Annotated in this window: 25 protein-coding genes and 1 other RNA gene; 9 read left to right on the plus strand and 17 right to left on the minus strand. The window is 62.0% G+C overall.

Annotation, left to right across the window (positions count from 1 at the left end; translation table 11 throughout):
* Positions 1-2: 2 nt before the first annotated feature.
* Positions 3-476, minus strand: coding sequence for a hypothetical protein (locus tag NXC14_RS00550; RefSeq protein ID WP_085776505.1), 474 nt, complete (start codon positions 474-476; stop codon positions 3-5).
* A 178-nt stretch (positions 477-654) separates the two neighbouring features.
* Here NXC14_RS00550 and NXC14_RS00555 point away from each other — a divergent pair, with 178 nt between their 5' ends.
* Positions 655-1,290, plus strand: coding sequence for a trimeric intracellular cation channel family protein (locus NXC14_RS00555; RefSeq protein ID WP_085779914.1), 636 nt, complete (start codon positions 655-657; stop codon positions 1,288-1,290).
* A 15-nt stretch (positions 1,291-1,305) separates the two neighbouring features.
* On the opposite strand, the gene irrA is transcribed toward NXC14_RS00555, so the two are convergent.
* Positions 1,306-1,725 (minus strand): iron response transcriptional regulator IrrA, encoded by a 420-nt coding sequence (gene irrA, locus NXC14_RS00560; RefSeq protein ID WP_085776506.1) that lies wholly within the window; start codon positions 1,723-1,725, stop codon positions 1,306-1,308.
* A 301-nt stretch (positions 1,726-2,026) separates the two neighbouring features.
* Between irrA and fabA the strand changes: the two genes are divergently transcribed.
* The 3 genes from fabA to fabI are packed head-to-tail and all read left to right on the plus strand — an operon-like array spanning position 2,027 to position 4,632.
* Positions 2,027-2,542: a 3-hydroxyacyl-[acyl-carrier-protein] dehydratase FabA gene (fabA, locus tag NXC14_RS00565; protein ID WP_020920068.1), complete on the plus strand. Its 516-nt coding sequence runs from the start codon at positions 2,027-2,029 to the stop codon at positions 2,540-2,542.
* Positions 2,543-2,585: 43 nt separating this feature from the next.
* Positions 2,586-3,821 carry a beta-ketoacyl-ACP synthase I gene (gene fabB, locus NXC14_RS00570; protein WP_085776507.1) on the plus strand — a complete coding sequence of 412 codons (1,236 nt, stop codon included), beginning with the start codon at positions 2,586-2,588 and terminating at the stop codon, positions 3,819-3,821.
* Positions 3,822-3,825: 4 nt separating this feature from the next.
* Positions 3,826-4,632 (plus strand): enoyl-ACP reductase FabI, encoded by an 807-nt coding sequence (gene fabI, locus NXC14_RS00575; protein ID WP_085776508.1) that lies wholly within the window; start codon positions 3,826-3,828, stop codon positions 4,630-4,632.
* A gap of 88 nt (positions 4,633-4,720) precedes the next feature.
* Here the strand turns inward: fabI and NXC14_RS00580 are convergent, their stop codons facing one another.
* The 10 genes from NXC14_RS00580 to rimP all read right to left on the minus strand — a co-directional run bounded on the left by NXC14_RS00580 (position 4,721) and on the right by rimP (position 16,990).
* Positions 4,721-5,737, minus strand: coding sequence for a class I SAM-dependent methyltransferase (locus NXC14_RS00580; RefSeq protein WP_085776509.1), 1,017 nt, complete (start codon positions 5,735-5,737; stop codon positions 4,721-4,723).
* Between the two features lie 74 nt (positions 5,738-5,811).
* Positions 5,812-7,950 (minus strand): polyribonucleotide nucleotidyltransferase, encoded by a 2,139-nt coding sequence (gene pnp / locus NXC14_RS00585; RefSeq protein ID WP_085779915.1) that lies wholly within the window; start codon positions 7,948-7,950, stop codon positions 5,812-5,814.
* 349 nt (positions 7,951-8,299) lie between these two features.
* Positions 8,300-8,569 carry a 30S ribosomal protein S15 gene (gene rpsO / locus NXC14_RS00590; protein ID WP_009997779.1) on the minus strand — a complete coding sequence of 90 codons (270 nt, stop codon included), beginning with the start codon at positions 8,567-8,569 and terminating at the stop codon, positions 8,300-8,302.
* Positions 8,570-8,720: 151 nt separating this feature from the next.
* The gene (locus NXC14_RS00595) at positions 8,721-9,572 is read right to left on the minus strand and encodes an alpha/beta hydrolase (protein WP_085779916.1); all 852 of its coding nucleotides are present in this window, start codon (positions 9,570-9,572) and stop codon (positions 8,721-8,723) included.
* Positions 9,573-9,671: 99 nt separating this feature from the next.
* Positions 9,672-10,604: a tRNA pseudouridine(55) synthase TruB gene (gene truB, locus NXC14_RS00600; RefSeq protein ID WP_085776510.1), complete on the minus strand. Its 933-nt coding sequence runs from the start codon at positions 10,602-10,604 to the stop codon at positions 9,672-9,674.
* Between the two features lie 12 nt (positions 10,605-10,616).
* Positions 10,617-11,021, minus strand: a complete 405-nt coding sequence (gene rbfA, locus NXC14_RS00605) for a 30S ribosome-binding factor RbfA (protein WP_009993666.1) — start codon at positions 11,019-11,021, stop codon at positions 10,617-10,619.
* A 150-nt stretch (positions 11,022-11,171) separates the two neighbouring features.
* Positions 11,172-13,931: a translation initiation factor IF-2 gene (gene infB / locus NXC14_RS00610; protein WP_085776511.1), complete on the minus strand. Its 2,760-nt coding sequence runs from the start codon at positions 13,929-13,931 to the stop codon at positions 11,172-11,174.
* A gap of 102 nt (positions 13,932-14,033) precedes the next feature.
* Positions 14,034-14,726, minus strand: coding sequence for an RNA-binding protein (locus NXC14_RS00615; RefSeq protein ID WP_198175487.1), 693 nt, complete (start codon positions 14,724-14,726; stop codon positions 14,034-14,036).
* Complete coding sequence (gene nusA, locus NXC14_RS00620; protein WP_064800221.1) at positions 14,723-16,324, minus strand: transcription termination factor NusA; 1,602 nt, start codon at positions 16,322-16,324, stop codon at positions 14,723-14,725. Before nusA ends, NXC14_RS00615 begins: the two co-directional genes overlap by 4 nt.
* Before the next feature lie 60 nt (positions 16,325-16,384).
* Positions 16,385-16,990 carry a ribosome maturation factor RimP gene (gene rimP, locus NXC14_RS00625; protein WP_085776513.1) on the minus strand — a complete coding sequence of 202 codons (606 nt, stop codon included), beginning with the start codon at positions 16,988-16,990 and terminating at the stop codon, positions 16,385-16,387.
* 196 nt (positions 16,991-17,186) lie between these two features.
* On the opposite strand from rimP, the gene NXC14_RS00630 reads away from it, so the two are divergent.
* Positions 17,187-18,866, plus strand: a complete 1,680-nt coding sequence (locus NXC14_RS00630) for an MFS transporter (protein WP_198175488.1) — start codon at positions 17,187-17,189, stop codon at positions 18,864-18,866.
* An 8-nt stretch (positions 18,867-18,874) separates the two neighbouring features.
* A complete protein-coding gene (locus NXC14_RS00635) occupies positions 18,875-19,330 on the plus strand; it encodes a GNAT family N-acetyltransferase (protein ID WP_085776515.1) in 456 nt (151 codons plus the stop codon).
* Between the two features lie 6 nt (positions 19,331-19,336).
* On the opposite strand, the gene NXC14_RS00640 is transcribed toward NXC14_RS00635, so the two are convergent.
* On the minus strand, positions 19,337-20,575 hold the full coding sequence (locus tag NXC14_RS00640; protein WP_085776516.1) for a lytic murein transglycosylase: 1,239 nt from the start codon (positions 20,573-20,575) through the stop codon (positions 19,337-19,339).
* 11 nt (positions 20,576-20,586) lie between these two features.
* Positions 20,587-21,192, minus strand: coding sequence for a recombination mediator RecR (recR, locus tag NXC14_RS00645; RefSeq protein WP_085776517.1), 606 nt, complete (start codon positions 21,190-21,192; stop codon positions 20,587-20,589).
* Between the two features lie 57 nt (positions 21,193-21,249).
* Between recR and NXC14_RS00650 the strand changes: the two genes are divergently transcribed.
* Complete coding sequence (locus NXC14_RS00650) at positions 21,250-21,861, plus strand: MOSC domain-containing protein (protein ID WP_198175489.1); 612 nt, start codon at positions 21,250-21,252, stop codon at positions 21,859-21,861.
* A gap of 90 nt (positions 21,862-21,951) precedes the next feature.
* On the opposite strand, the gene NXC14_RS00655 is transcribed toward NXC14_RS00650, so the two are convergent.
* From NXC14_RS00655 to ffs, 3 genes are all read right to left on the minus strand, one after another.
* Entirely contained in the window at positions 21,952-22,275 is a 324-nt protein-coding gene (locus tag NXC14_RS00655) for a YbaB/EbfC family nucleoid-associated protein (protein ID WP_085776519.1), read from the minus strand.
* 22 nt (positions 22,276-22,297) lie between these two features.
* Positions 22,298-24,163, minus strand: coding sequence for a DNA polymerase III subunit gamma/tau (locus tag NXC14_RS00660; protein WP_085776520.1), 1,866 nt, complete (start codon positions 24,161-24,163; stop codon positions 22,298-22,300).
* Between the two features lie 45 nt (positions 24,164-24,208).
* An RNA gene (gene ffs, locus NXC14_RS00665) (signal recognition particle sRNA small type) lies at positions 24,209-24,305 on the minus strand.
* A gap of 89 nt (positions 24,306-24,394) precedes the next feature.
* On the opposite strand from ffs, the gene NXC14_RS00670 reads away from it, so the two are divergent.
* Both NXC14_RS00670 and nudC read left to right on the plus strand, forming a co-directional pair.
* Positions 24,395-24,805: an HIT family protein gene (locus NXC14_RS00670; protein WP_085776521.1), complete on the plus strand. Its 411-nt coding sequence runs from the start codon at positions 24,395-24,397 to the stop codon at positions 24,803-24,805.
* Complete coding sequence (nudC, locus tag NXC14_RS00675) at positions 24,802-25,761, plus strand: NAD(+) diphosphatase (protein WP_085776522.1); 960 nt, start codon at positions 24,802-24,804, stop codon at positions 25,759-25,761. The genes NXC14_RS00670 and nudC overlap by 4 nt, the downstream gene beginning before the upstream one ends.
* Positions 25,762-25,764 lie beyond the last annotated feature (3 nt).

The following is a 25,764-nucleotide window of genomic DNA, read 5'->3' on the forward strand; positions in this document are numbered from 1 at the left end:
GCTTATTTCTTCGAGATGGTGACGAATTTCGTGCCGCGCACACGCGCGGTCACGATGCAGGGATCGCCTTCGGTGCGGTCGCAGAAACGCGGATGCATCTGCATCGCCAGCACCATGTTGCCGAAGCGTTGGACGAAGTCGTAGCCGTAGATCTGCGCCGTCGCGATCATGAAATAACCGCCTTCTGCGACCTGCAGATAGAAGTTATAGGTGCAGCCGTCGTCGTTGCATTGCGGCCCCTTCTGCCCGTCGCAGGTCAGCTGGCCTTCATTGACCACGGCGTCGATCAGCCCGTCATTGTTGATGTCCTGCCGGGTGATGAAGCCGTCGGCGAATTCGGCCGCCTTGCACTGTTCCTGGAAATGCTTCTTTTCGTAGATCTCGGGATCGGAGATCAGCGATTGCTGGGCAAGCGCGGCAACCGGCATGGCAAGCAACAGGACGATGTTGAGAACGGCGAGCACCAGCGTTTTCACAAGCTTTCCTCTTTTGGACAAAGGCTCCGTAGTCCATGCATGCGGCCCAAAACTGTGCAGCAGTTTCTGGATAGTGACATGCATCGAATAAAGACCGATGCTTTATGGCCGCGCCGCCTTGCGCCGCCCTTGCCGCCATGGTTCTTTCCGGAAACTGTTCGCCGGTCCCGGGGTCCGCATGTCCTTGCTTGTCTATCTCGATTATGCCGGTATTGCGCTGTTTGCCGCGACAGGCGCGCTCGCCGCTTCGCGCAAGCAGCTCGATCTGATCGGCTTTCTGTTTTTCGCCATGGTGACGGGAACCGGCGGCGGCACGGTGCGCGACATCGTGCTCGGCCGCGTGCCGGTCTTCTGGGTATTGAACCCCGCCTATATCCTCGTCTGCTGCATCATGGGCGTGATTGTCTTCTTCACCGCCCACCTGCTGGAATCGCGTTATCGCCTGCTGATCTGGCTGGATGCGATCGGTCTTGCCGCCTATTGCGTGCTCGGCGCCGCCAAGGGCCTTGCCGCCACCGGCTCGCCGACCATCGCGATCGTCACCGGTACATTGACGGCAACCTTCGGCGGCATCCTGCGCGATCTGATGGCAAACGAGCCTTCGGTGCTGTTGCGGCCGGAAATCTATGTGACGGCGGCGCTGATCGGCGCCGGCGTGTTTACATTCGCCAACGCGCTGGGGATGCCGCTCTATCAGGCCTCGGGCTGCGGTGTCGTGGCGGCCTTTGCTGTTCGCGGCGGCGCTCTTTGGTTCGGTTGGACCTTCCCGATCTACAAACACAAGCCCGGTCGGCATCCAGACGATGTGATGTGAATCTTTTAGGTGCCCTCAGCCTTGCTTGGCCCGCAGGCGGATCACCACGTCGACATGAGCGATCTCCATGCCTTCGGGCGGCTCCGGCAGATTGCCGATCGTCAGGTTGCTGACGGGAATGTCGAGCACCTCATTATGACCTTCGATGAAGAAATGATGGTGGTCGGAAACATTGGTGTCGAAATAGGTCTTGGCGCTCTCGACGGCGAGAACGCGGATGAGACCGGCTTCGGTGAACTGGTGCAGCGTATTGTAGACCGTCGCCAGCGAAACCGGCACGCCGGCGGCAACCGCCTCCTCATGCAGTTCCTCGACGGTCAAATGCCGGTCGCCCTTGGCAAACAGGAGGTCACCGAGCGCGACGCGCTGGCGTGTAGGGCGCAGGCCCGCGCCGCGCAGCCTTACCTCTATTGCGATCGGGAGTGTACCCGTCATCAACACGAACTCCGATTATTCCTGCATAAAGCAATCATGTTTCTTCAAGCGGTATAACTTTTGCATCGGAGCCTTTCAATAGTTCAGTGGGGACAGGAGCCTGATAAACGCGGCAAAAACGGGCTTTTGATGCAAATAGGTCTGGTCGCAGCTCTGGCCTTCCTGTATGCGACCACCAAATAATGGCGTAAGCCTGGTCCAAACCGATGAATGAAGCTGCCTTGCTTGTGCTTCATTTTCTGAAGAACTTGGACTACACGTTCACATCCATCGGCTTCACGCGGGGGGAAAAAGAAATTTTATGACCACCAGACAGTCCAGTTTCTCGTATGAAGAACTCATCGCTTGCGCCCATGGCGAGCTGTTCGGACCCGGTAATGCGCAGCTGCCGCTGCCGCCCATGCTGATGGTTCACCGCATCACGGACATCTCCGAAACGGGCGGCGCCTTCGACAAGGGTTATCTCAGGGCCGAATACGACGTACGCCCCGACGACTGGTATTTCCCCTGCCATTTCGAAGGCAATCCGATTATGCCGGGCTGCCTCGGCCTCGACGGCATGTGGCAGCTGACCGGTTTCTTCCTGGGCTGGCTCGGCGAGGAAGGTCGCGGCATGGCGCTTTCAACCGGCGAAGTGAAGTTCAAGGGCATGGTCCGGCCGCATACCAAACTGATCGAATACGGCATCGACTTCAAGCGCGTCATGCGCGGTCGCCTCGTGCTCGGCACGGCCGACGGCTGGCTGAAGGCGGACGGCGAGACCATATACCAGGCGTCCGACCTTCGCGTCGGTCTATCGAAAGACAAGACCGCCTGACGGCATTTCGAGCGGCTGACGAAAACAACAAAGGTTTGATCAGATGAGACGGGTAGTTGTCACGGGTCTGGGTATCGTTTCCTCGATCGGAAGCGATGCGGCCGAAGTCACCGAATCCTTGCGCCAGGCAAAGTCGGGCATTTCCTTTTCCAACGATTTCGCCGAACACGGCTTCAAGTGCCAAGTCTGGGGCAGCCCGAAGCTCGGCCCGGCGGAACTTGCCGAACTGGTCGATCGCCGCGCCATGCGCTTCCTGTCGCAGGGCGGCGCCTGGAACCATGTCGCCATGAAGCAGGCGATCGCCGATTCCGGCCTGGAAGAGAAGGACTATGCCCAGAACGAGCGCACCGGCATCATCATGGGATCCGGCGGACCGTCCACCCGCACGCTGATCGAGGCGGCCGAGATCACCACCAAGAACAACAGCCCGAAGCGCATTGGTCCCTTCGCCGTGCCGAAGGCGATGTCCTCCACCGCTTCGGCCACACTTGCCACCTGGTTCAAGATCCACGGCGTCAATTATTCGATCTCGTCGGCCTGCTCGACCTCCGCCCATTGCATCGGCAACGCCACTGAGATGATCCAGTGGGGCAAGCAGGACGTGATGTTTGCCGGCGGCCACGAGGATCTCGACTGGACGATGTCCAATCTCTTCGATGCCATGGGCGCCATGTCCTCCAAATATAACGATACGCCCGAGACTGCCTCGCGCGCCTATGACGTCAACCGCGACGGTTTCGTCATCGCCGGCGGCGCCGGTGTGCTGGTGCTGGAGGAGTTGGAGCGCGCCAAGGCCCGCGGCGCCAAAATCTACGCCGAAATCGTCGGCTACGGCGCGACCTCCGATGGTTACGACATGGTCGCGCCTTCCGGCGAGGGCGCTATCCGCTGCATGCGCCAGGCGCTTTCCACCGTCAAAGGCGATGTCGACTATATCAACACTCACGGCACCTCGACTCCGGTCGGCGACAGCAAGGAAATCGGCGCCATCCGCGAGGTATTCGGCGGTGCCAAGATCCCGCATATCCAGTCGACCAAATCGCTGACCGGCCATTCGCTGGGTGCGGCCGGCGTGCAGGAATCGATCTATTCCCTGCTGATGATGCAGCAAGGCTTCATCGGCGAAAGCGCCCATATCACCGAGCTCGATCCCGAATTCGAAGGCGTGCCGATTGTGCGCAAGCGTATCGACGATGCGAAGATCGATATCGCTCTCTCCAATTCCTTCGGCTTCGGCGGGACGAACGCCACGCTCGTCTTCCAGCGCTACAACGGATAACAACATGACTGGAATCATGCAGGGTAAGCGCGGCCTCATCATGGGCGTCGCAAACAACCATTCGATTGCCTGGGGGATTTCAAAAGCGCTCGCCGCGCAGGGTGCGGACCTCGCCTTCACCTATCAGGGCGATGCGCTCGGGAAGCGCGTCCGGCCGCTGGCCGCCGAAGTCGGCTCGGATTTCGTGCTGCCTTGCGACGTCGAGGACATTGCGTCCGTCGATGCCGTGGTAGACGCACTCGGCGAGCGCTGGGGCAAGCTCGATTTTATCGTCCATGCCATCGGCTTCTCCGACAAGAACGAGCTGAAGGGCCTCTACGCCGATACGACGCGGGAGAATTTCAGCCGCACCATGGTCATCTCCTGCTTCTCCTTCACCGAGATCGCCAAGCGCTGCGCCCCGCTGATGGAAGGCAGTGGCGCGATGCTGACGCTGACCTATAACGGCTCGACACGCGTCATTCCGAATTACAATGTCATGGGCGTCGCCAAGGCGGCGCTCGAGGCTTCGGTGCGTTATCTCGCTGCCGACTACGGCCCGCGCGGCATCCGCGTCAACGCAATTTCCGCCGGCCCGATCCGCACGCTTGCCGGAGCCGGCATATCGGACGCACGCGCGATCCTCTCCTGGAACCAGCGTAATGCGCCGCTGCGCAAGACCGTGACCATCGATCAGGTCGGCAGTTCGGCGCTCTACCTGCTCTCCGATCTCTCCGCCGGCGTCACCGGTGAAATCCACTTCGTGGATGCCGGCTTCAACATCACCTCGATGCCGACACTGGATGCCCTGCGTGCGGCGGACGTGGAATAAACGCAGCTGGTTGAAATTCGAAGGCCGGGCGCAGATCCTGCGCACGGCCTTTTTTCCCTGGCAAGTCGGCTCAAAGGCGGCTTGCGCCTTATTTCTTCGCCCACAGCACCTTGAAACGTGCATTGCGGCAGGTTTCGCCGCTTTCCCTGAAGTTCGCCGCCAGAACCGGCTCATAGGGCAGGCCGCGATTGGCGACGAGCATCAGCCGGCCGCCGCCGCGAAGGGCGGAGGCGGCTGTCTTGATCATCGCCTGGCCAAGCGATGGCTCGGCCGCATGGCCCTCGTGGAAGGGCGGGTTCATAATCACGAGATCGTACTTGTCCTTGATCGGCTCGCCCGCCAGATCATGCCAGAAGAAGCGCACCGGCGCGTTCGGGCAGTTCACCGCCAGATTATCCCGCGCGGCCTCCAGGGCCGCGTGATTGGCCTCATAGAGGTCAAGGCGGGCCAGTCCGCGCGATCTCTGCGCCATCTCGACCGAGAGATAACCCCATCCGGCGCCGAAATCGGCAACGTCGCCGGTAAAATCCTGCGGCAGGCGCGAAGCGAGCAGTTCCGATCCGGCATCGATCCGGTCGTGCGAGAACATGCCGGCCGTCGCATGGAAGCGATTGTCGACGCGCACCGGCGCCTTTGCCAGTTTCGAGATGATGTCGTCGGCATTGGCCGGCCGGCCGAACCAGAAGGCGACGCCGTGATATTTCGGCATATGGTCGATGGCGAAGCCGAAACCTTCCATCCGCTTGCGCAACGGCTGGATGCCGTCTTCCTTGGCGCCGGCGACGACGATCAGCCCGCCGGCTCGCGTGCGAGCGATTGCGGCGGCGAGGTTGGCCTCGTTCTCGCCCTTGTGCTTGGTGCAGAGCACGAGTGCTGCGTCATAATCCTCGCCGTTGATTTCAGGCGTCGCTTCGATCCGCTGCGCCAGCAGCTGGCGGTAGAGCGGCCGGAAGCCCTGGACGGCGCTGAGCGAGGCGGCGAAGCCTTCCGGCAGCGCAAACCCGGCCTCGGCGCCGAGGAAGAGCACACGCTCGCCTTCGCCGGGCGCCGCGATTGTGCCGCTGGCAAAGGGATGGAAAAGGGTCTTCAGCGTTTCGCGGCTCATGGATATCGTCTCATTTAGAATAGAAAAAGGGCGCGGAAGATTCCGCGCCCGGAATTGAAGCTGGCAGAGGCGGCTTATTCGGCCGCTTCTTCCTTCTTCTTCTCGTTCGGAATCTCCTGGCCAGTAGCCTGGTCGACGACCTTCATCGACAGGCGAACCTTGCCGCGTTCGTCGAAGCCGAGCAGCTTGACCCAGACCTTGTCGCCTTCCTTGACGACATCAGTCGTCTTGGCGACGCGCTCGGAAGCGAGCTGCGAGATGTGGACGAGGCCGTCGCGGGCGCCGAAGAAGTTGACGAAAGCGCCAAAGTCGGCGGTCTTGACGACAGTGCCTTCGTAGATCTGGCCGATTTCAGGCTCGGCGACGATCGAGTGGATCCACTTGCGGGCTGCTTCGATCTCCTTGCCAGAAGAGGAGGCGATCTTGACGGTGCCGTCGTCCTCGATGTTGATCTTCGCGCCGGTCTTTTCGACGATTTCGCGGATGACCTTGCCGCCGGAGCCGATGACTTCGCGGATCTTGTCGACCGGGATGTTCATGACTTCGATGCGCGGAGCGAATTCGCCGAGCTGGCCGCGGCTTTCGGTGATCGCCTTGGACATTTCACCGAGGATATGGGCGCGACCGCCCTTGGCCTGACCGAGAGCGACCTTCATGATCTCTTCGGTGATGCCGGCGATCTTGATGTCCATCTGCAGCGAAGTGATGCCATCGGCCGTGCCGGCAACCTTGAAGTCCATGTCGCCGAGGTGGTCTTCATCACCGAGAATGTCGGAGAGGACGGCAAAGCGATCGCCCTCGAGGATCAAGCCCATGGCGATACCGGCAACCGGCTTGGCGAGCGGGACGCCTGCATCCATCAGCGCCAGCGACGTGCCGCAGACGGTTGCCATCGACGACGAGCCGTTGGATTCGGTGATCTCGGAAACGACGCGCAGCGTGTAGGGGAACTGCTCCGCCGAAGGCAGCATCGGACGGATCGCACGCCATGCGAGCTTGCCGTGGCCGATCTCGCGGCGACCCGGGGAGCCCATGCGGCCGGTCTCACCAACCGAGAAGGGGGGGAAGTTGTAATGGAGCAGGAAGCGCTCCTTGTACATGCCGGTCAGGCTGTCGACATACTGTTCGTCTTCGCCGGTGCCGAGCGTGGCAACCACGATCGCCTGCGTTTCGCCGCGCGTGAAGAGCGCCGAACCGTGCGTGCGCGGCAGAAGGCCGACTTCCGAAACGATCGGACGAACGGTTTCAAGATCGCGGCCGTCGATGCGGCTCTTGGTGTCCAAGATGTTCCAGCGGACGATCTTGGCCTGCAGGTGCTTGAAGATCGCGCCGACTTCCTCGGCCGTATACTTGGCTTCGCCTTCCTCGGGGAGGAAATGCGCCTTGACCTTTGCCTTGACGGCGTCGACGGCGGCGTAGCGATCGGCCTTCTGGGTGATCTTGTAAGCTTCGCGGAGTTCTGCTTCGAAATGCTTCAGCATCTCGCCTTCGAGCTCGGAATAGTCTTCCGGCTGGAAGTCGCGCGGCTCCTTGGCGGCGACTTCGGCGAGTTTGATGATCGCGTCGAGAACCGGCTGGAAGCCCTTGTGGCCGAACATGACGGCGCCGAGCATGACGTCTTCGGGCAGTTCCTTGGCTTCGGACTCGACCATCAGCACGGCGTCGTAGGTGCCGGCGACGACGAGGTCGAGGCTCGACTCATCCATCTCGTCGAGATGCGGGTTGAGAACATATTCGCCATTGATGTAGCCGACGCGCGCGCCGCCGACCGGACCCATGAAAGGAACGCCGGAAAGCGTCAGCGCCGCCGAAGAGGCGATCATGGACAGGATGTCGGGATTGTTTTCAAGGTCGTGTTGGACGACGGTGACGACGACCTGCGTGTCGTTCTTGTAGCCTTCCGGGAAGAGCGGGCGGATCGGGCGGTCGATCAGGCGGGAGACGAGCGTTTCGTTTTCGCTCGGACGGCCTTCACGCTTGAAATAGCCGCCGGGAATCTTGCCGGCCGCGTAGGTCTTTTCCTGGTAGTTGACGGTCAGCGGAAAGAAGTCCTGGCCGGGCTTCGGCGCCTTGGCCGAGACGACGGTGGCGAGAACGACGGTCTCGCCGTAAGTGGCGAGAACCGCACCGTCCGCCTGACGGGCGATCTTGCCGGTTTCGAGCTTCAGCGGGCGGCCGGCCCACTCGATTTCCACTGTGTGTGTATCAAACATATCTTGTCCTTCAATGCGGGAGCACGCGCCATCGCCGATATCAGGGCGCAGCGCACAGTCGACCGCAATCAATGTGACGTATCACGGGCAAGACAACGGGAGGCTTTTCATCGGCAGTTTCCCGAACTTGAGAGTTCCTGAGAAACTTAGGCCAAAGCCTTGGAGAGCTTTGGCCGAAAGCATCCGGCAATCCTGCCCCATGACAGGTCAACGGTTGGTTTGGCAGAACCGGCCCATCCGGGCCTGCCGGTCGTTCCACCGCATGAGATAGGGCGCGGGCGGAACATTTCATCGGGAGCGTCGTCCCGAAACAGATCCGGCGGACGCTCAAAGCGTCCGCCGGACAATTTTAACGGCGAATACCCAGGCTGTTGATCAGCTTGGAATAGCGGCCTTCATCCTTCTTCTTGAGATAATCAAGAAGCGAGCGGCGGCTCGAAACCATCGTCAGCAGGCCACGGCGGGAATGGTTATCCTTCTTGTGGTCCTTGAAGTGTTCGGTCAGGTTGTTGATGCGTTCGGTCAGGATCGCAACCTGGACTTCCGGAGAACCGGTATCGCCTTCGGCGGTTGCATATTCCTTGATCAGCGCAGCCTTGCGCTCAGCAGTGATCGACATCGGACGTTCCTTTCTATGAGAGGAGAAGAAGTCGCCACAAGCCGGGATGCCGTCCAGCTTTGGCCGTGAATGCGAGCAGGCGAACCTGACGCTGGCGCTGCCTATAAACCAAATCTGCAGCGATGGAAAGAGGGGACCCCCGCAGCCGCTTTCAACGGCCCGCCATGGCGTCCCGGATCATTGCATCATAACCTTCGGGATCCTGCAGCATGGCGAAATGGCTGGCATCCTTCAGGATCACGAGCTTGGCGCCGGGAATCTCCTTGGCCATCAATTCCGTATGATCGAGCTTGACGGCTTCATCGTGATCGCCGATCGCGAGCGTGACGGGAACCGTGATCTTTCCAAGATCGGCGGCCGTCCATGCCGGCTGGGTCTCCCACATGTGGGAGATCTGCGTGACAAAGGCATCGTACTCGTCCGGCGTCGGCGAAAGCTTTCGGTACTGATCGCCGGCGACATCGATGTAGGCTTTGAAGGTCTGGTTTTCCATGACGTCGGCCTTGACGCCGTCGGTCGTGACGTTTGCCGCCTGGGCAATGACGCGGGTCAGCTTTTCCGGATGTTTCATTGCCATGTCGATGCCGATGATGCCGCCGTCCGACCATCCCACCAGCGTCACCTTGCCGATCTTCAGATGGTCGAGAAGGGCCACGTAATCCGATGTCATCAGATCGTAGCCGAAAGGCTGCTGGCTGCGCGTCGAGCGGCCATGGCCGCGGCTGTCGGCGACGATGACCAGGTGATCCCTGGCGAAATCGGCGATCTGGTGACCCCAGACGTCGGCATTTCCAAGGCCGCCATGGATGAAGAGGATCGGCTCGCCTTCACCATATTCGGCATAATACATCTTGATGTCGTTAACATCGGCCACGCCGCTCGTCGTCGCCGCGGGCATCGAAGGAAAGGCCGGCAGCTCGGCCCAGCGCTCGGCGGATTGAGCGCCGGCGATGGTCAGGAACATCGAAAAGAACGTCAGTACTCCGATAGCGGTTGCGCGCATTTTCATCCCCTTGTCGGGCCACCATGGCCCCTCGGGCGCTATTGCCCGAAAGGAAGATATCGCATCGCTAGCGCCTGACAATCGTCAGTGGTAACGGACTCAGGCGAAAACCCGCTTCGGTCGAAACTCGCCCTGGCCGATTTCGCCGATCGCGATCAGCCTGCCGCGTGCCGTCGCATAGGCTTCGCTTTCAGCAATCGGCGCATCGCGGCCGCGCACCAGGATCGGATTGCCCATCTTCAGCCGGTGCGCCTGATCTTCGTTGATGACGAGATGAGGCAGGGCCGACAATGCTTCGCAGGTGTCGATGAGCAGCGCGTCGAGGGCGGCAAGCCGCTCGTCCATATCCTCGATCGCTTCGAGTGCCACGAGGTTTGCGAGCGGCACCATGGCGTCTTCCGAAAAGGGCGCGACAAAGGTGCGCCGCAGCCCTGATATATGGCCGTAGCAGCCGAGCTCGCGGCCGAAATCGCGGGCCAGCGCCCTGACATAGGTGCCCTTGCCGCATTCCACTTCGAAATGCGCGGTAATGGAGTCCGGGCAGGCAAGCAGGGTCAGCCGGAAGATCTCCACCTCGCGCGAGGGGATCTCGACGGCTTCCCCTTCGCGCGCCAGGTCGTATGCGCGTTCACCCGCTATCTTGATGGCGGAAAACTGCGGCGGGACCTGGCTGATCGTGCCGATATATTTTGGCAGGATGTCGCGGATCTGCTGTTCGGTCGGACGCTTGTCGGATGTCTGCGTGACCTCGCCTTCGAGGTCGTCGGTCGCGCGCTCCTCTCCCCAGCTCACCGTGAATTCATAGATCTTGCGGCCGTCCATTACATAGGGAACCGTCTTGGTCGCGTCGCCGAGCGCGATCGGCAGCATGCCGGAGGCGAGCGGATCGAGCGTGCCGGCATGGCCGGCCTTCTGCGCCTTGTAGAGCCACTTGATCTTGGAAACGGCTTCCGTCGAGCCGAAATCCACCGGCTTGTCGAGAATCAGCCAACCGGAAATCGGCCGGCCCTTGGGTTTGCGTGGTTTGGACATCAGTCTCTTCTATTATTGTTCGTCGTTGTCGCCGTCGAGATCTCGGCTCACCTCGGGCGAACGCAAGAGCTCGTCGATCTTCTTGTAGTTGTCGAAGCTGGTGTCGTCCCGGAAGCGCACCTCCGGCATGTATTTCATCTGCCGAAGCTGCGGCCCGAGCCGGCCGCGGATGAACTTCGCATGGCGGTTTAATGCCTCGATGACGATGCTGTGGTCGGAAACGCCGAGCGGTGTCACATAAGCCGTGGCGATCTTGAGATCGGGCGACATGCGCACTTCGGAGATCGAAATAACGGTCGCCTCGATGATGTCGTCACGCACTTCGCCGCGCTGCAGCACCTGGGTGATCGCGGCGCGGACCTGTTCGCCAACGCGCAGCATGCGCTGCGAAGGCGCGGAGGATGTTGGTCTGGTCATTGTTATCTCTGTTTGCCGATGCGGCTGGGAATCGAACCCGTCAAAGGAGAGCGTCCATGACTCTTTTGGCTGAAAAGGTCAAGCCGGCAGGTAGAAAAGCCACCCGCCGGAGAGCGGATGGCTTTTGTCAAGCTGCTGGAACGCAGAGGATTAGAGCGTGCGCGTGATATGTTCGACGCGGAAGCACTCGATGACGTCGCCGACGCGCATGTCTTCGTAGTTTTCGAAGGCCATGCCGCACTCCTGGCCCATCGGCACTTCGGAGACTTCGTCCTTGAAGCGCTTGAGGGTCTTGAGCTTGCCTTCGTGAACGACGACGTCGTTGCGGATAAGGCGGACGCCCGCCCCGCGCTCGACCTTGCCTTCGACGACACGGCAGCCTGCGACCTTGCCGACCTTGGTGATGTTGAACACCTCCAGGATCTCGGCATTGCCGATGAAGGTCTCGCGCCGTTCCGGCGACAGCAGGCCCGACATCGCTGCCTTCACGTCATCCACGAGGTCGTAGATGATGTTGTAGTAGCGGATCTCGATGCCCTGGCGTTCGGCGAACTGGCGCGCCTGCGCATTGGCGCGAACGTTGAAGCCGATGATGGCCGCGTTCGAGGCTTCGGCGAGCGAAATATCCGACTCCGTGATGCCGCCTGCGCCCGAATGGACGATGCGGGCACGGACCTCGTCGGTTCCGAGCTTTTCCAGCGCGCCGGCAATCGCTTCGATCGAACCCTGCACGTCGCCCTTGATGACGAGCGGGAACTCCTTGATGCCGGTGCTCTGCATCTGCGTCATCATCTGTTCCAGCGAACCGCGCTGTCCCGACTGGCGGGCAGCCGCCTTGTCGCGGGCAAGACGCTGGCGGTATTCCGAGATTTCGCGGGCGCGGCTTTCGCTCTCGACCACGGCGAACTTGTCGCCCGCCTGCGGCGTGCCGGAAAGGCCAAGCACTTCGACCGGCATCGCCGGCGGTGCTTCCTTCATATGCTCGCCCTTGTCGTTGACGAGGGCGCGCACACGGCCCCAGACGTCGCCTGCGACGATGATCTGGCCCGGCTTCAGCGTACCGTTCTGAACGAGAACCGTGGCAACCGCGCCGCGGCCGCGGTCGAGCTGGGCTTCGATGACGGTGCCTTCCGCGGTGCGGTTCGGATTGGCCTTGAGGTCAAGGATTTCCGCCTGCAGCAGAACGGCTTCGAGCAGCTTGTCGAGGTTCTTGCCTGTTTTGGCCGACACTTCGACGTCAAGTGTTTCGCCGCCCATCGATTCCACGAAGACTTCGTGCTGCAGAAGCTGGTTGCGCACCTTCTGCGGATCGGCTTCGTGCTTGTCGATCTTGTTGATCGCCACGATGATCGGAACACCGGCTGCCTTGGCGTGATTGATCGATTCGATCGTCTGCGGCATGACGCTGTCGTCAGCTGCCACGACGAGGATCGCGATGTCGGTCGCCTGCGCGCCGCGGGCACGCATCGCCGTGAAGGCGGCGTGGCCGGGGGTGTCGATGAAGGTGATCTTCTGGCCGTTCTGCTCCACCTGATAGGCGCCGATATGCTGCGTGATGCCGCCGGCTTCGCCGGCAACCACGTTGGCATGGCGGATGGCGTCGAGCAGCGAGGTCTTGCCGTGGTCGACGTGGCCCATGATGGTGACGACGGGCGGACGCGAAACGCGGTCGCCTTCAACGTCGGCGATGTCAAAGATGCCGAGTTCGACGTCGGATTCAGAGACACGCTTGACGGTATGGCCGAATTCGCCGGCGATGAGTTCGGCAAGGTCGGCGTCGATGACGTCGCCCGGCTTCATCATCTGGCCTTCCTTCATCAGGTACTTGATGACGTCGACGGCGCGTTCGGACATGCGCTGCGACAGTTCCTGAATGGTGATGGTCTCAGGCAGGACGACTTCGCGGGAAATCTTCTCTCGAGTTTCCTGCATCTGGCTGCGGCGGAACTTCTCCTGCCGGCGGCGCATCGCCGAAAGCGAACGGCTGCGGCCGGCGTCCTCGCCGTCCACATCGGCAGTGGTGATCGTCAGCTTGCCGCGGCGGCGCTCGTCATCCGTCTTCGGACGCGTGGTTACCGGCTTTGCGGGTTCCGGACGGACGATGCGGCCACGGGCCGGACCGCCGCGCGCGGCGCCCCGATCGTCGTCGCCATCATCATCGCGGCGGCCACGGGTGCCGATCGGTGTGGCGGCGCCGGGGGTCGGACGGGCGCCAGCGGGCGCTGCTCCATCAGGCCGGCGGGCAGCCGGAGCCGATGATGCCGGCCGCGGCGTGCTCGGACGGGCTTCGGTCACTGCCGGAGCCGGCGCGGCTGCAGCGGCTGCCGGTTCGGCGGCAGCAGCAGCGGCCGCTTCGGCCTGCCGGGCTGCCTCTTCGGCCGCCCTGCGTGCGGCATCCTCCGCTTCGGCTGCCTTGCGGACAGCCTCTTCGGCGGCGCGGCGTTTTTCTTCCTCGGCGCGGCGGATCGCATCCTGGGCGTCACGCGCCTGGGATTCGGCAAGCGCACGGCGGCGCGCATCCATTTCCTCAGGCGACAGATGGTTCAGCACGACAGGGCGCGGGCGATCGTTCGGACGCGGCTGCTGATAGGACTGCTGCGGACGCTGGTTGGCTTGGCCGCCACCGGGCTGATGAATCCGGGGTGCCGGCGTCGACTGCTGCGGACGCGCCTGAGCAGGTGCCGCCGCCGCTTCGGCTGCGCGAACCGGGGCTGCGGGGGCCGCAGGCGTGATCGGCTTTTCGTCTTCCGGGCGCATCGGGCGCCGCTTGCGGGTCTCGACCACGACCGCCTTGGTGCGACCCCGACCCATATCCTGGCGAACGGTACCCTGGCTCATCCCTGATGGTTTCAGGGTGAGCGTCTTCTTGCCCGTTACGCTGAGTGTCTTGTCGTCGTTACTATCGGTCATTCGTTCCCGTTCCTTCGGACAGGGAGCGATGACTAGATCAGACCCTGTCGTTCAAATACTGTCGATCAATGAGAATGAAACCGGCCGATGCCGGTGACCGCCTCATTGTTTTTGCCGGCCAGCGCCGCCCGCTGCCCGGGACTGACCGCCAATACGGTACTGTTCGAGCATCTTTGCGCGCTTCACTACACCCTCACCCGCCTGCCCTGCAAGCACTGCGGCATGGATAAAAGCATTCTGGCCCATCAGGCCTTCCATTTCGCTCTCCGAGAAGAAACGGTAGGAAGGTATCTCCTCCTCGGTCTCCATTCCGAGGTGCCAGGCCTTGCGGGCCTGGTCGATTTTTCGCACTCCATCATCCGCTGCGTCAGTTGCGTGGAACACCGCAAGGGCTGCTCCACTTCTGACCGCGGCATCCACTTTCGAGGCACCGCTGACGAACTGGCCCGCTTTGCGCGCCATGTTCATCATCTGCATCAATTGCGCCGCCAGCAGCCGGTCGACGCTTGCGCCGAGATCGTCCGCCGCCTTCACTTCCGCTTTCAGCGCCCGGGCGAAAAGCTTCTTCGCCACCGCCTTGTCGACCAGCGACCGGTCGGCTTTCACCCAGCAGCCGCGTCCCGGAAGCTCGCGCTTCAGGTCGGCGACGACGGTTCCGTCGGGAGCCGCGACGAAGCGGATCAGCTCTTCCGGCGATCCGCTCTCGCGCGTCACGATGCACATGCGTCCGTTCACGTCATACCCTGCAAGATCGTCGTCCTCGGGAAGAACGTTCGGCTCATGCGCGGTCATCATGCTTCCTGTTCGGCTTCGGTGACCTCTTCTTCGGTCCCCTTCGCCAGGTCCTCTTCGGTGATCCAGCCAGCCGCGAGGCGGGCCTGGACGATCATTTGCTCGGCCTCGACACGCGAGACGTCGAACTTAGAGAACAGGCCTTCGAACTTCTTCGTTTCGCCATTCTTGCGTTCGCTCCAGCCGACGAGATCATCGGCCGCACAACCGGCGAAATCCTCGATCGTCTTGATGCCGTCCTCGCCGAGCGCCACCATCATCTGGGCGGTCATGCCGTCGATCTGGCGCAGCTCGTCCTCAACGCCGAGCGCCTTGCGCTTCTCGTCCATCTCGGCTTCGAGACGCTCGAGGAATTCGCGGGCGCGCTGCTGAATTTCCTGCGCGGTCTCTTCGTCGAAACCGTCGATCGAGGAAATCTCGTCGAGATCGACATAGGCCAGTTCTTCGACGGCGGCAAAGCCTTCGGACGCCAGAACCTGGCCGACCATTTCGTCGACGTCGAGCGAATCCATGAACAGGTTGGTGCGCTCGTTGAATTCCTTCTGACGGCGTTCCGATTCCTCGGCCTCCGTCATGATGTCGATATCCCAGCCAGTCAGCTGCGAAGCAAGGCGGACGTTCTGGCCACGGCGGCCGATCGCAAGCGACAGCTGCTCGTCGGGAACGACGACTTCGATGCGCTCGGCGTCCTCGTCGAGAACGACCTTGGCCACTTCCGCCGGCTGCAGGGCGTTGACCACGAAGGTCGCCGGGTCCTGGCTCCAGGGGATGATGTCGATTTTCTCACCCTGGAGTTCGCCGACGACGGCCTGGACGCGCGAGCCGCGCATGCCGACGCAGGCGCCGACCGGATCGATCGACGAGTCGTTCGAAATCACCGCGATCTTGGCGCGCGAGCCCGGATCACGGGCGACCGACTTCACCTGGATGATGCCGTCATAGATCTCAGGCACTTCCATGGTGAAGAGCTTCACCATGAACTGCGGATGCGTGCGCGACAGGAAAATCTGCGGACCACGCTGCTCCCGACGGACATCATATACGTATGCACGGACGCGATCGCCATAGCGCACGTTCTCGCGCGGGATCATTTCGTCGCGGCGGATGATGCCTTCACCACGGCCGAGATCAACGATGACGTTGCCGTATTCGACGCGCTTGACGGTGCCGTTGACGATTTCTCCGACGCGATCCTTGAATTCGTCGAACTGGCGGTCGCGCTCGGCTTCACGCACCTTCTGCACGATCACCTGCTTGGCGGATTGTGCGGCGATGCGGCCGAAATCCATCGGCGGCAGCGGATCGGCGATGAAATCCCCGAGGGCTGCGTCCGGATTGCGGTCGCGGGCAAGCTCCAGCGGGATCTGCGTCGAATAATCCTCGGCCTTGTCGACCACTTCGAGCAGGCGCTGCAGACGGATTTCACCGGTCTTCGGATTGATGTCGGCCCGGATGTTGGATTCGGTGCCGTAACGGGAGCGCGCCGCCTTCTGGATGGCATCGGCCATTGCGGCAAGCACGATCTCCCGGTCGATGACTTTTTCGCGCGCCACTGCATCTGCGATCTGCAGAAGTTCGAGCCGGTTCGCACTGACTGCCATTGTCTTGTTTCTCCGTCTTTACTCCAGGGTTCCCGTCCCTGGGAGCGGTCTGTTGATCGGTTATTCCTGGTCGTCTGCTTCGTTCTGGTTGGCGGCCTGCGCTTTCGCCAGCTTGTCGGCGCGCAGCGCATCGCGGATCAGATCGTCGGTCAGAATGAGCTTCGCATCGCTAAGCGCCGTGAAGGGAATGATAACCTTCTGCTCTTCCCCGTAGGCGACCTGGTCACGCTCGAGCGTGAATCCATCGGCGTCTGCTTCGACGATCTTGCCGCGGAAGCGTTTGCGGCTGCCGATCATGATCGACGTCTCGCACTTTACAAGGTGGCCTTGCCAGCGGACGAAATCGGATTTCCGCACCATCGGACGGTCGATGCCAGGCGAAGACACCTCAAGATGATACTCTTTATCGATCGGATCTTCCACATCGAGGACGGGAGAAATCGCCATCGAGACTGCTTCGCAGTCCTGAACCGTCATCGTGCCGTCATTGCGCTCGGCCATCACCTGCATCGTCGCGCCGTTCTGGTTCAGCATGCGCACGCGGATGAGCCGGAAACCCATGCCGACGAGAACGGGTTCGATGATGTCGGCAAGACGCTGGTCGAGCCCGGTTTCGGTAATCAGCCGCGGCTCAAGTTCGTTGTCTGCGTTTGTCATGTCCGACAAGCGGCGCTCCTCGCAATTTCAAGCTGTTCAGGCGATCGAGCTAATAAAAAAGAGCGGGTCCTTGCGGCCCACTCTTCATCAAGCGATCAAGAATTTGAGAGCCATATAGTCGGGTTTTTCCGAAATTGCAAGGTCTGCGACCGATTCCGCCAAATCGCTTCCGGCAAGGCGAACGAGGCTATGGCCAGCGAAGGTCTTGCGCATATATTGCCGGTGGGTCTCAAAAACAAAAGCGGGAGAAATCGTGGCCTACACCTCAGCGACATTGGCGCCCTTGCGGCACGATACCTATCGGGCCATCTGGTTTGCCAGCCTTTCCTCGAATTTCGGCGGCCTGATCCAGGCGGTGGGTGCTGCCTGGATGATGACGACCATCACCGCTTCGGAGGATATGGTCGCGTTGGTTCAGACCTCGACGGCGCTGCCGATCATGTTGTTTTCCCTGGTATCGGGCGCGCTCGCCGATAATTTCGACCGACGCCGGGTCATGCTGACGGCGCAGTGCATGATGCTCGTGGTGTCGGCGCTGCTGACCGCATCAGCCCTTCTCGGCTGGATAACGCCCTGGCTGCTGCTCTTCTTCACTTTCCTGATCGGCTGCGGCACGGCGCTCAACAACCCTTCATGGCAGGCCTCGGTCGGCGACATGGTGCCGCGCGCCGATCTGCCGGGCGCCGTCACGCTGAACAGCATGGGCTTTAATATCACCCGCAGCGTCGGCCCGGCGATCGGCGGCGCCATCGTGGCGGCGGCGGGTGCTGCTGCTGCGTTCGCGGTCAACACCCTGAGTTACCTCCCATTGATCTACGCTTTGCTGCGCTGGCGGCCGAGCACACCGGTCTCGACCCTGCCGCGTGAGGCGCTCGGCAGCGCGATCTTTGCCGGCTTGCGCTACGTCTCGATGTCGCCCAATCTCGAAAAGGTTCTGGTCAGGGGCCTTATATTCGGTGTCGGCGCCAGCTCCATCCTGGCGCTGCTGCCAGTCGTCGCGCTCGATCTCGTTGCCGGCGGTCCGCTGACCTATGGCTTCATGCTCGGCGCCTTCGGTATCGGCGCGATCGGTGGTGCGGTGCTGAGTGCAAGAATTCGCCAGGCGCTGTCCAGCGAGACGATCATCCGCCTCGCCTTTGCCGGCTTTGCATTGAGCGCCGTCATCGCCGCCATCAGCCCGAGCGCCGTCCTCACATCAGCCGGGCTGCTCATCTCGGGCGCCTGTTGGGTCTCCGCACTTTCGCTCTTCAACACCATCGTCCAACTGTCGACGCCGCGCTGGGTGGTCGGGCGCGCGCTGTCGCTCTATCAGACCGTCACCTTCGGCGGCATTGCCGGCGGCAGTTGGCTCTGGGGTGTTGCGGCGGACCGCTATGGCGTCGCCGATGCGCTGCTGATGGCGTCGGTCGTCCTGCTGCTTGGCATTGCGATCGGGCTGCGGTTTTCGATGCCGGCCTTCGCCTCGCTCAATCTCGATCCGCTGAACCGCTTCACCGCGCCGGCCTTAAGCCTCGACATCACCCCGCGCAGCGGCCCGATCGTCATTCAGGTCGATTACGAGATCGCCGACGACGATCTGGCGGAATTCATGGCGCTGATGGGCGAGCGCCGCCGCATCCGCATCCGCGACGGCGCCCGGCATTGGGCGCTGATGCGCGATCTCGAAAATCCTGGCCTCTGGACGGAAAGCTACCATACGCCGACCTGGGTCGAGTACATAAGACACAACCAGCGGCGCACCCAGGCCGATGCCGAAAACATCGACCGGCTGCGCGCGCTCCATCGCGGTGAAGGCCCGCCCCATGTCCACCGCATGATCGAGCGCCAGGCCATCCCGCCAGGCGACGATGTCTTCCACAAGGCGCCGATCGATCTGCATCATTGAGAGCAGCCATGTACAGTTTCAGGCTCGCCCGTCTATCCGATCTCGCAGCCATCGTAAGGCTTCTCGCCGATGACGATCTCGGCGCCGCCAGGGAAATCGTCTCCGATCCCGTCGATGCGCGTTATCTTTCGGCCGTCGCGGCGATCGAGGCGGACGCCAACCAGTTGCTGGCTGTCGCAACCGACGCCTCCGACCAGGTCGTCGGCTGCCTGCAGCTGAGCTTTCTTCCCGGCCTCTCCCGAACCGGTATGTGGCGCGGGCAGATCGAAAGCGTGCGTATCGCAAGAGAGTTTCGGGCAGCCGGCCTCGGCGCGCAATTCATCGAATGGGCGGTCGCCCAATGCGTCGAGCGCGGCTGCGGCCTCGTGCAGCTGACATCGGACAAGACACGGAAAGACTCGATCCGCTTCTACGAGAAGCTCGGTTTTGTCGCCAGCCACGAAGGACTGAAGCGCAACCTGTGAATCCGGCTACTTCAGCTCGCCCTTCATGCTGGCTTCGGGAAAGCATGTCGGTTTCATGCCGTTCTTTGCCTGCCACTGGCCGATCGAGCGCCGCGTCTTGTAGCCCGGCAGTCCGTCGGTGCCGCCGACGTCATAACCTTGCCGCTCCAGCGCCTTCTGCATGGCGGCCACATCCGAACGCAGCATCTTGCCGACATCGCCCCACTGGCCCTCGAAGGCGCCGCCGTTCGAGGCGATCCGGTCGGCGAGATTGCCGATATAAAGCGCGTAGAGGTCGGAGTTGTTATACTCCTTGATGATATAGAAATTCGGCGTGACGATGAATTCCGGGCCGTCGCTGCCGGCCGGCACCAGCATCATCCCTTGAGCCTTCATCTCACCTGAGGGAAAGGCCTTGCCGGAGATGCGCTCGATGCCGAGCGAGGCCCAGTGCGAAAGCGGCTTTGCCAGATCAGGCCCCTCCTGCGCGCAGGAGACCGCTTCGGGTATCGACACCTCGAAACCCCAGTCCCGATCGCGCTGCCAGCCCTTCTTGACCAGATAGTTGGCGATCGAGGCGAGCGTATCCGGCACCGAGGTCCAGATGTTGCGATGGCCATCGCCATCGAAATCCACGGCATATTTCAGATAACTCGTCGGCATGAATTGCGGCTGCCCCAGTGCGCCGGCCCAAGACCCTTTGAAATCGGAAGGCGCGACGTCGCCGCCGTCGAGAATATGCAGCGCCGCCACCAGTTCGGTCCGGAACATCTCCTTGCGCGTCGACATGAAGGCCTTGGTCGCCAGCACTTCGATCGCCGATTCCGGGATCTTCGCTGCCCCGAAGCCGGTCTCGCGGCCCCAGATGGCAAGCACGATCGAGCCCGGCACGCCATAAGTCTTTTCGATCCGTTTCAGCGTCGAGCCATACTGCGCCGCAAAGCCGCGCCCTGTCGCTGCGAGCTTCTTCAGCCGGTCTTCGTTGAAATAGGGACCGGGCGAGGAAAATTCAGCCTGCGTCTGCTTCTGCTCCTTCGGCGGCGGGAAACCGGGCGGGGCGAGATCCGGCAGGTTCCAGTTCAGCGTGATGCCTGAGAAAGCGGCCTTGAAGGTCTTCTCGGAAACACCGCCCGCTTTTGCTTCGGGCCAGAGGTCGCTCTGCACCCATTTTTGGAATTGTGCCTCGACATCGGCTTTGGAAGGGGCTGCGTGGGAGGTGAGGGGGAGGAGCGCGGCCGTTATGCCGAGCGCGAATATTCGCAGCATAAACAATCCCCTCATATCACCGTCCGTGCCCGCAGCGCGGCCGCGAGCGTGCCCTCATCGAGATAGTCGAGCTCGCCGCCCACAGGCACGCCATGCGCCAATCGCGTAATCTTCACGTCGAGCCCCTGCAACTGGTCGGTAATGTAATGCGCCGTCGTCTGCCCCTCGACGGTCGCATTGACCGCGATGATCAGCTCGCGGATGCCGCCTTCGCCGATCCGGTCGATCAGTCCGCGGATATTGAGATCGTCGGGCCCGATCCCGTCGAGCGGCGACAGCGTGCCGCCAAGCACGTGATAGGCGGCGTTCATTGCGCCCGCCCGCTCCAGCGCCCAGAGGTCCGAAACGTCCTCGACGACGATGATGACGGATTGATCGCGCTGCGTATCGGTGCAGACGGTGCAAGGGTCTGTTGTATCGACATTGCCGCAGCGCGAGCAGATCTTCACCTTGTCATAGGCTTCGCCCATCGCGTTCGACAGTGGCCCGAGCAACTGGTCCTTCTTCTTGATCAGATGCAGTGCTGCCCGGCGCGCCGAGCGCGGCCCGAGGCCCGGCACCTTCGCCAGAAGCTGGATGAGTTTTTCGATTTCGGGTCCGGTGACTCGTTTTGCCATGCGCCGTTCTTAACTGATATGGAACGAAAACGGAATCGCGGAAGGATCGGCCGTCCCATGAAAATCCTGGCGCTGTGCATCGGCAATGCGGAAAAGCTGGCCGACAAGAGCTACAAGACCGGTATCTTCAAACATGCCGTCAACGGCGCGGTGATGATCGATGCCGAGGGTCTGGTCGGCGATGCCATCTGCAACCGCAAACATCACGGCGGCGTCGATCAGGCGGTTTATGTCGAGGGATCGCTGACGCTCGACTGGTGGAGCAGGGAGCTTGGCCGGCCGCATGAACCCGGCACCTTCGGCGAAAACATGGTGATCTCAGGGCTCGACAACCGCGACGTCGCCGTCGGCGACCGATTCATAGCAGGCGATCTTATTCTTGAGGCCACCGCCTGCCGCATTCCCTGCGCCACCTTTGCGGCCAGGATGGCCGATCCGAAATTCGTCAAGCGCCATACGGTGGCCGCCCGCCCCGGCATTTACTGCCGCGTCGTCAGAGGCGGCGTGGTCGAGGCCGGAGTGACGGTCGAGTATCATCCCTTTTCCGGAGAGAGGGTGACGATGCCGGAGCTTATGAAAACATTCGGCCAACGGCTTTCGGAGGCAGACCGGTCGCGATATCTCGCGGCTCCCATTCACTATAAGCTACGGGCGACGCTAGAAGCGTAGCGTTAAGAACGGCGTTCTGTGGGGATCGCCGGCCCGATAGCAGCATCGGCTATCGGAACTGCAGTCAAAAGGAAGACCAATTGCCTGCTATCAAAACGGCAGCTTGAAGCCGGGCGGGATCGGCAGGCCGGCCGTGAGCGCCTTGGTCTTTTCGGCGGCGAGCGACTCGGCCTTGTCCTTGGCGTCCTTGTGAGCGGCAACGATCAGGTCCTCGAGGATCTCGACGTCGTCTTCCTTGAACAGCGAGGGGTCGATCTTCAGGCTCTTGAGTTCGCCCTTGCCTGAAATGACGACGGTGACGAGGCCGCCGCCCGCCTTGCCTTCGGCCGTCAGCTCGGCGATCTCCGCCTGCATCTGCTCCATCTTGGCCTGCATTTCCTTGACTTTGCCCATCATGCCCATGATGTCGCGCATCGTCTCGCTCCTTGTTGAAACGTCAAAATTCTATGTCGTCGCCGGGCAGAATGTCACCTTCCTCGGATTCGGCGGCGGCCGGCGGCTTCAACTCGCCTTCCTCCTCCGGTTCGGGCGCCCGCACGCGCACGTCGATGATCTTGGCGCCGGGGAAATGCGCCAGGATTGCCGCGACATCGGGATCCTGACGCGCATCGCTGACGCGCTGTTCCTGCGCCCTGGCTTCCGCCTCCACCATCGTCGGCGCGCCTTCCTCGCGGCTGGTGCTGACGATCCAGTGGATTCCAGTCCATTCCTTGAGCTTGACGGCGAGCTCGTTGAGCAGCGTATTCGGCGCGCCTTCGGTGAGGTTCACATCAAGCCGGCCGGGCTCAAGACGGACCGGCCGCACGAAGTTGCGCACCAGCGCCTTTAATTTGACGTCGCGCTTCTCGGCCGCAAGCTCGACGATATCGGCGATGGAATTGACACGCACGAGCGGCTTCGGAGCCTCTGCGGGCTTTGCCTCGGTACGACCGATATTCTGCGGCTCCGGATTAGGCACGGCGCGCAGCATCGCGGTAGGCCCCGAGGGCTGCGGCCGTGGTGTCGGCTCCGTCGCCCGTGCGGCAACGCTGCTCTGATAGGGAACCCGCGTTCCGTTGCCGCCGCCGTTGCCCGAGGGCGAGGAGGGCCGCTGGCCGGCATTGTCGCCGGAAAACTCGGCAAGCCGCCGCGCCGCATCCTCGGGCGCCGGCAGATGCGCCGCGTGCGCAAGCCGGATCAGCACCATTTCGGCAGCGCCCGCCGTGCGCGACGAACCTTCGGTTTCGGGAATGCCCTTCAGCAGCATCTGCCAGATGCGCGACAGCGTCGTCACCGCAACACCCCTGGCGAATTCCGCCGCCTTGGTGCGCTCGATCTCGCTCAGAGAAGGGTCGTTTGCCGCATCCGGCACATATTTCAGCCGCGTCACCAGATGGGTGAAATCGGCGAGATCGGTGAGCACGACCACCGGATTGGCGCCGGCCTCGTATTGGCTCTGGAATTCGCCGAGGGCAGCCGCCACGTCGCCCTTAATGACATGCTGAAAGAGATCGACGATCCGGGCGCGGTCGGCAAGGCCGAGCATGCCGCGCACGGCTTCAGCCTGCACGGCGCCGGCGCCATGGGCGATCGCCTGGTCGAGCAGCGACAGGCCGTCGCGCGCCGAGCCTTCGGCCGCGCGCGCGATCATCGCCAGCGCATCCGCTTCCGCCTCGATTCCTTCCTTGGCCGCTATTGTCGTGAACAGCCCGACGAGGTCCGACGCGCTGATGCGGCGCAGGTCGAAGCGCTGGCAGCGCGACAGCACGGTGATCGGCACCTTGCGGATCTCAGTGGTGGCGAAGATGAACTTCACATGCTCCGGCGGCTCTTCCAAGGTCTTCAACAGACCGTTGAAGGCCTGGGTCGACAGCATGTGCACTTCGTCGATGATATAGACCTTGTAGCGGGCCGCAACCGGCCGGTAGCGCACCTGTTCGATGATCTCTCTTATATCGTCGATACCGGTATGCGAAGCGGCATCCATTTCGATCACATCGACATGCCGGCCTTCCATAATCGCCTGGCAATGTTCGCCCGGCACGCGCAGGTCGATCGTCGGCTTGTCGATATCGGCTGTCTTGAAGTTCAGCGCTCGCGCCAGGATGCGCGCCGTCGTTGTCTTGCCGACGCCGCGCACGCCGGTCAGCATATAGGCCTGGGCAATGCGGCCGGTCTCGAAGGCGTTGGTGAGCGTGCGGACCATCGGCTCCTGGCCGACCATCAGGTCCGTGAAATCCTTGGGGCGGTATTTGCGAGCCAGCACCCGGTATCCGGTGCCCGTCGAGGCGGCATCTTTTGATTGTCGCTCGGTATCGCTCATCGCCCTGCTTGTCGCTCGAATTGTCGAGCATTTCGTGGAGAGAAGGTGGGAGGCTGGCACGATGACCCGTGCCGGGCTCGTTAGGGCTGCTTCCTTCCGGACCTGACCCGGTTGGCGAGTGGCTCGTCCACCACCAACCTCCCGGATGCACATATCGGCAATATCGTCATCAAAAGCAAGCCAACATCCAAAAAAACTGCTAGTCCTAGGAAAAGACAGGAGGAATGTCCCTTGGACGGTTTTGTGCTCGACCCCCGGCTGGAAAACGACAGCGTCAGCATCATGGTCACCGGTCTCTGTGATCTCAGATTATCCAAGGATGCCCGCTGGCCGTGGCTCATTCTGGTCCCGCGCCGGGCTGGAATTACCGAAATCTTCGAGTTGACGCCGCTCGATCAGGTGCTGCTCGCCTTCGAGACCGATCTCGTCGCCAAGGCCTTGAAGGAAATCACCGGCGCGACAAAAATCAATGTCGGGGCTCTTGGCAATATCGTCCGCCAGCTTCATGTTCATGTCGTTGCCCGCTTCGAAGGCGACGCCAACTGGCCGGGTCCCGTCTGGGGTTTCGAGCGCGCCGAGCCTTACGAGGACGCAAGGAGAGACGAATTCACAGCAAAGCTGCGGGAAGCCCTTTCATCATGAACCATTCGCTTTTCGATTCGGATGTGCCGCATCCGGAACCCAGCAATCTCACTGCCTTTGCCGCCAACGACCTCAATCGCGATTCCGAACACCGGGACGAACATTCCGTCGAAAGGGCGCTGGCAAAGGACGGTACCCATATCTTCGCATTCGCCCAGGACAAGCTGGTGCTGAAACATGACGGCCAGGTGCTCGATCCGCTGTTTGCCCGTTACGAACTGCAGGAATTGCAGCCGAATTGGGACGAGACTGTGCTGCTCGGCTACCGCAAATCAGGCGAGCCGCGCCTTGCCGTTCCCGTCGGCATCGACGTCGAGGACCTTGCCAGCCAATACAAGCCGGCCGACGGCCGCACGCTGTTTCGCGAGATGCTGATCGACGAAGTCTTGCTCGGCGAATTCGCTCAGGCCGCAAGCCTCATCCGCTGGAATGGCGACAACCGCTTTTGCGGCCGTTGCGGCGCGGCGATGGAGATTCATATCGGCGGCTACAAGCGCGTCTGCACCGCCTGCGAACACATGATCTTCCCTCGAACCGACCCCGTCGTCATCATGCTGACGATCGATGAGCAGCGCGGCCTCTGCCTGCTTGGCCGCAGCCCGCATTTTGCGCCCGGAATGTATTCCTGTCTTGCGGGCTTCGTTGAACCCGGCGAGACCATCGAGAATGCCGTGCGCCGCGAAACGCTGGAGGAATCGGGCATCCGCACCGGCCGCATCCGCTATCATGCCTCGCAGCCCTGGCCGATGCCGCATTCGCTGATGATCGGCTGTTACGCTGAGGCCAAATCGACCGAAATTACGCGCGACGAGACGGAACTCGAGGATTGCCGCTGGTTCACCCGCGAGGAAACAATTGAGATGCTGGAACGCCCGAGTGCGACGGGCAAGGCCTCTCCGCCGAAAGGGGCGATCGCCCACCGCCTGATGCGCGACTGGGCGGAGTGGAAGCGGTAACAC

The organism is Rhizobium sp. NXC14, assembly GCF_002117485.1.
GTDB lineage: Bacteria > Pseudomonadota > Alphaproteobacteria > Rhizobiales > Rhizobiaceae > Rhizobium.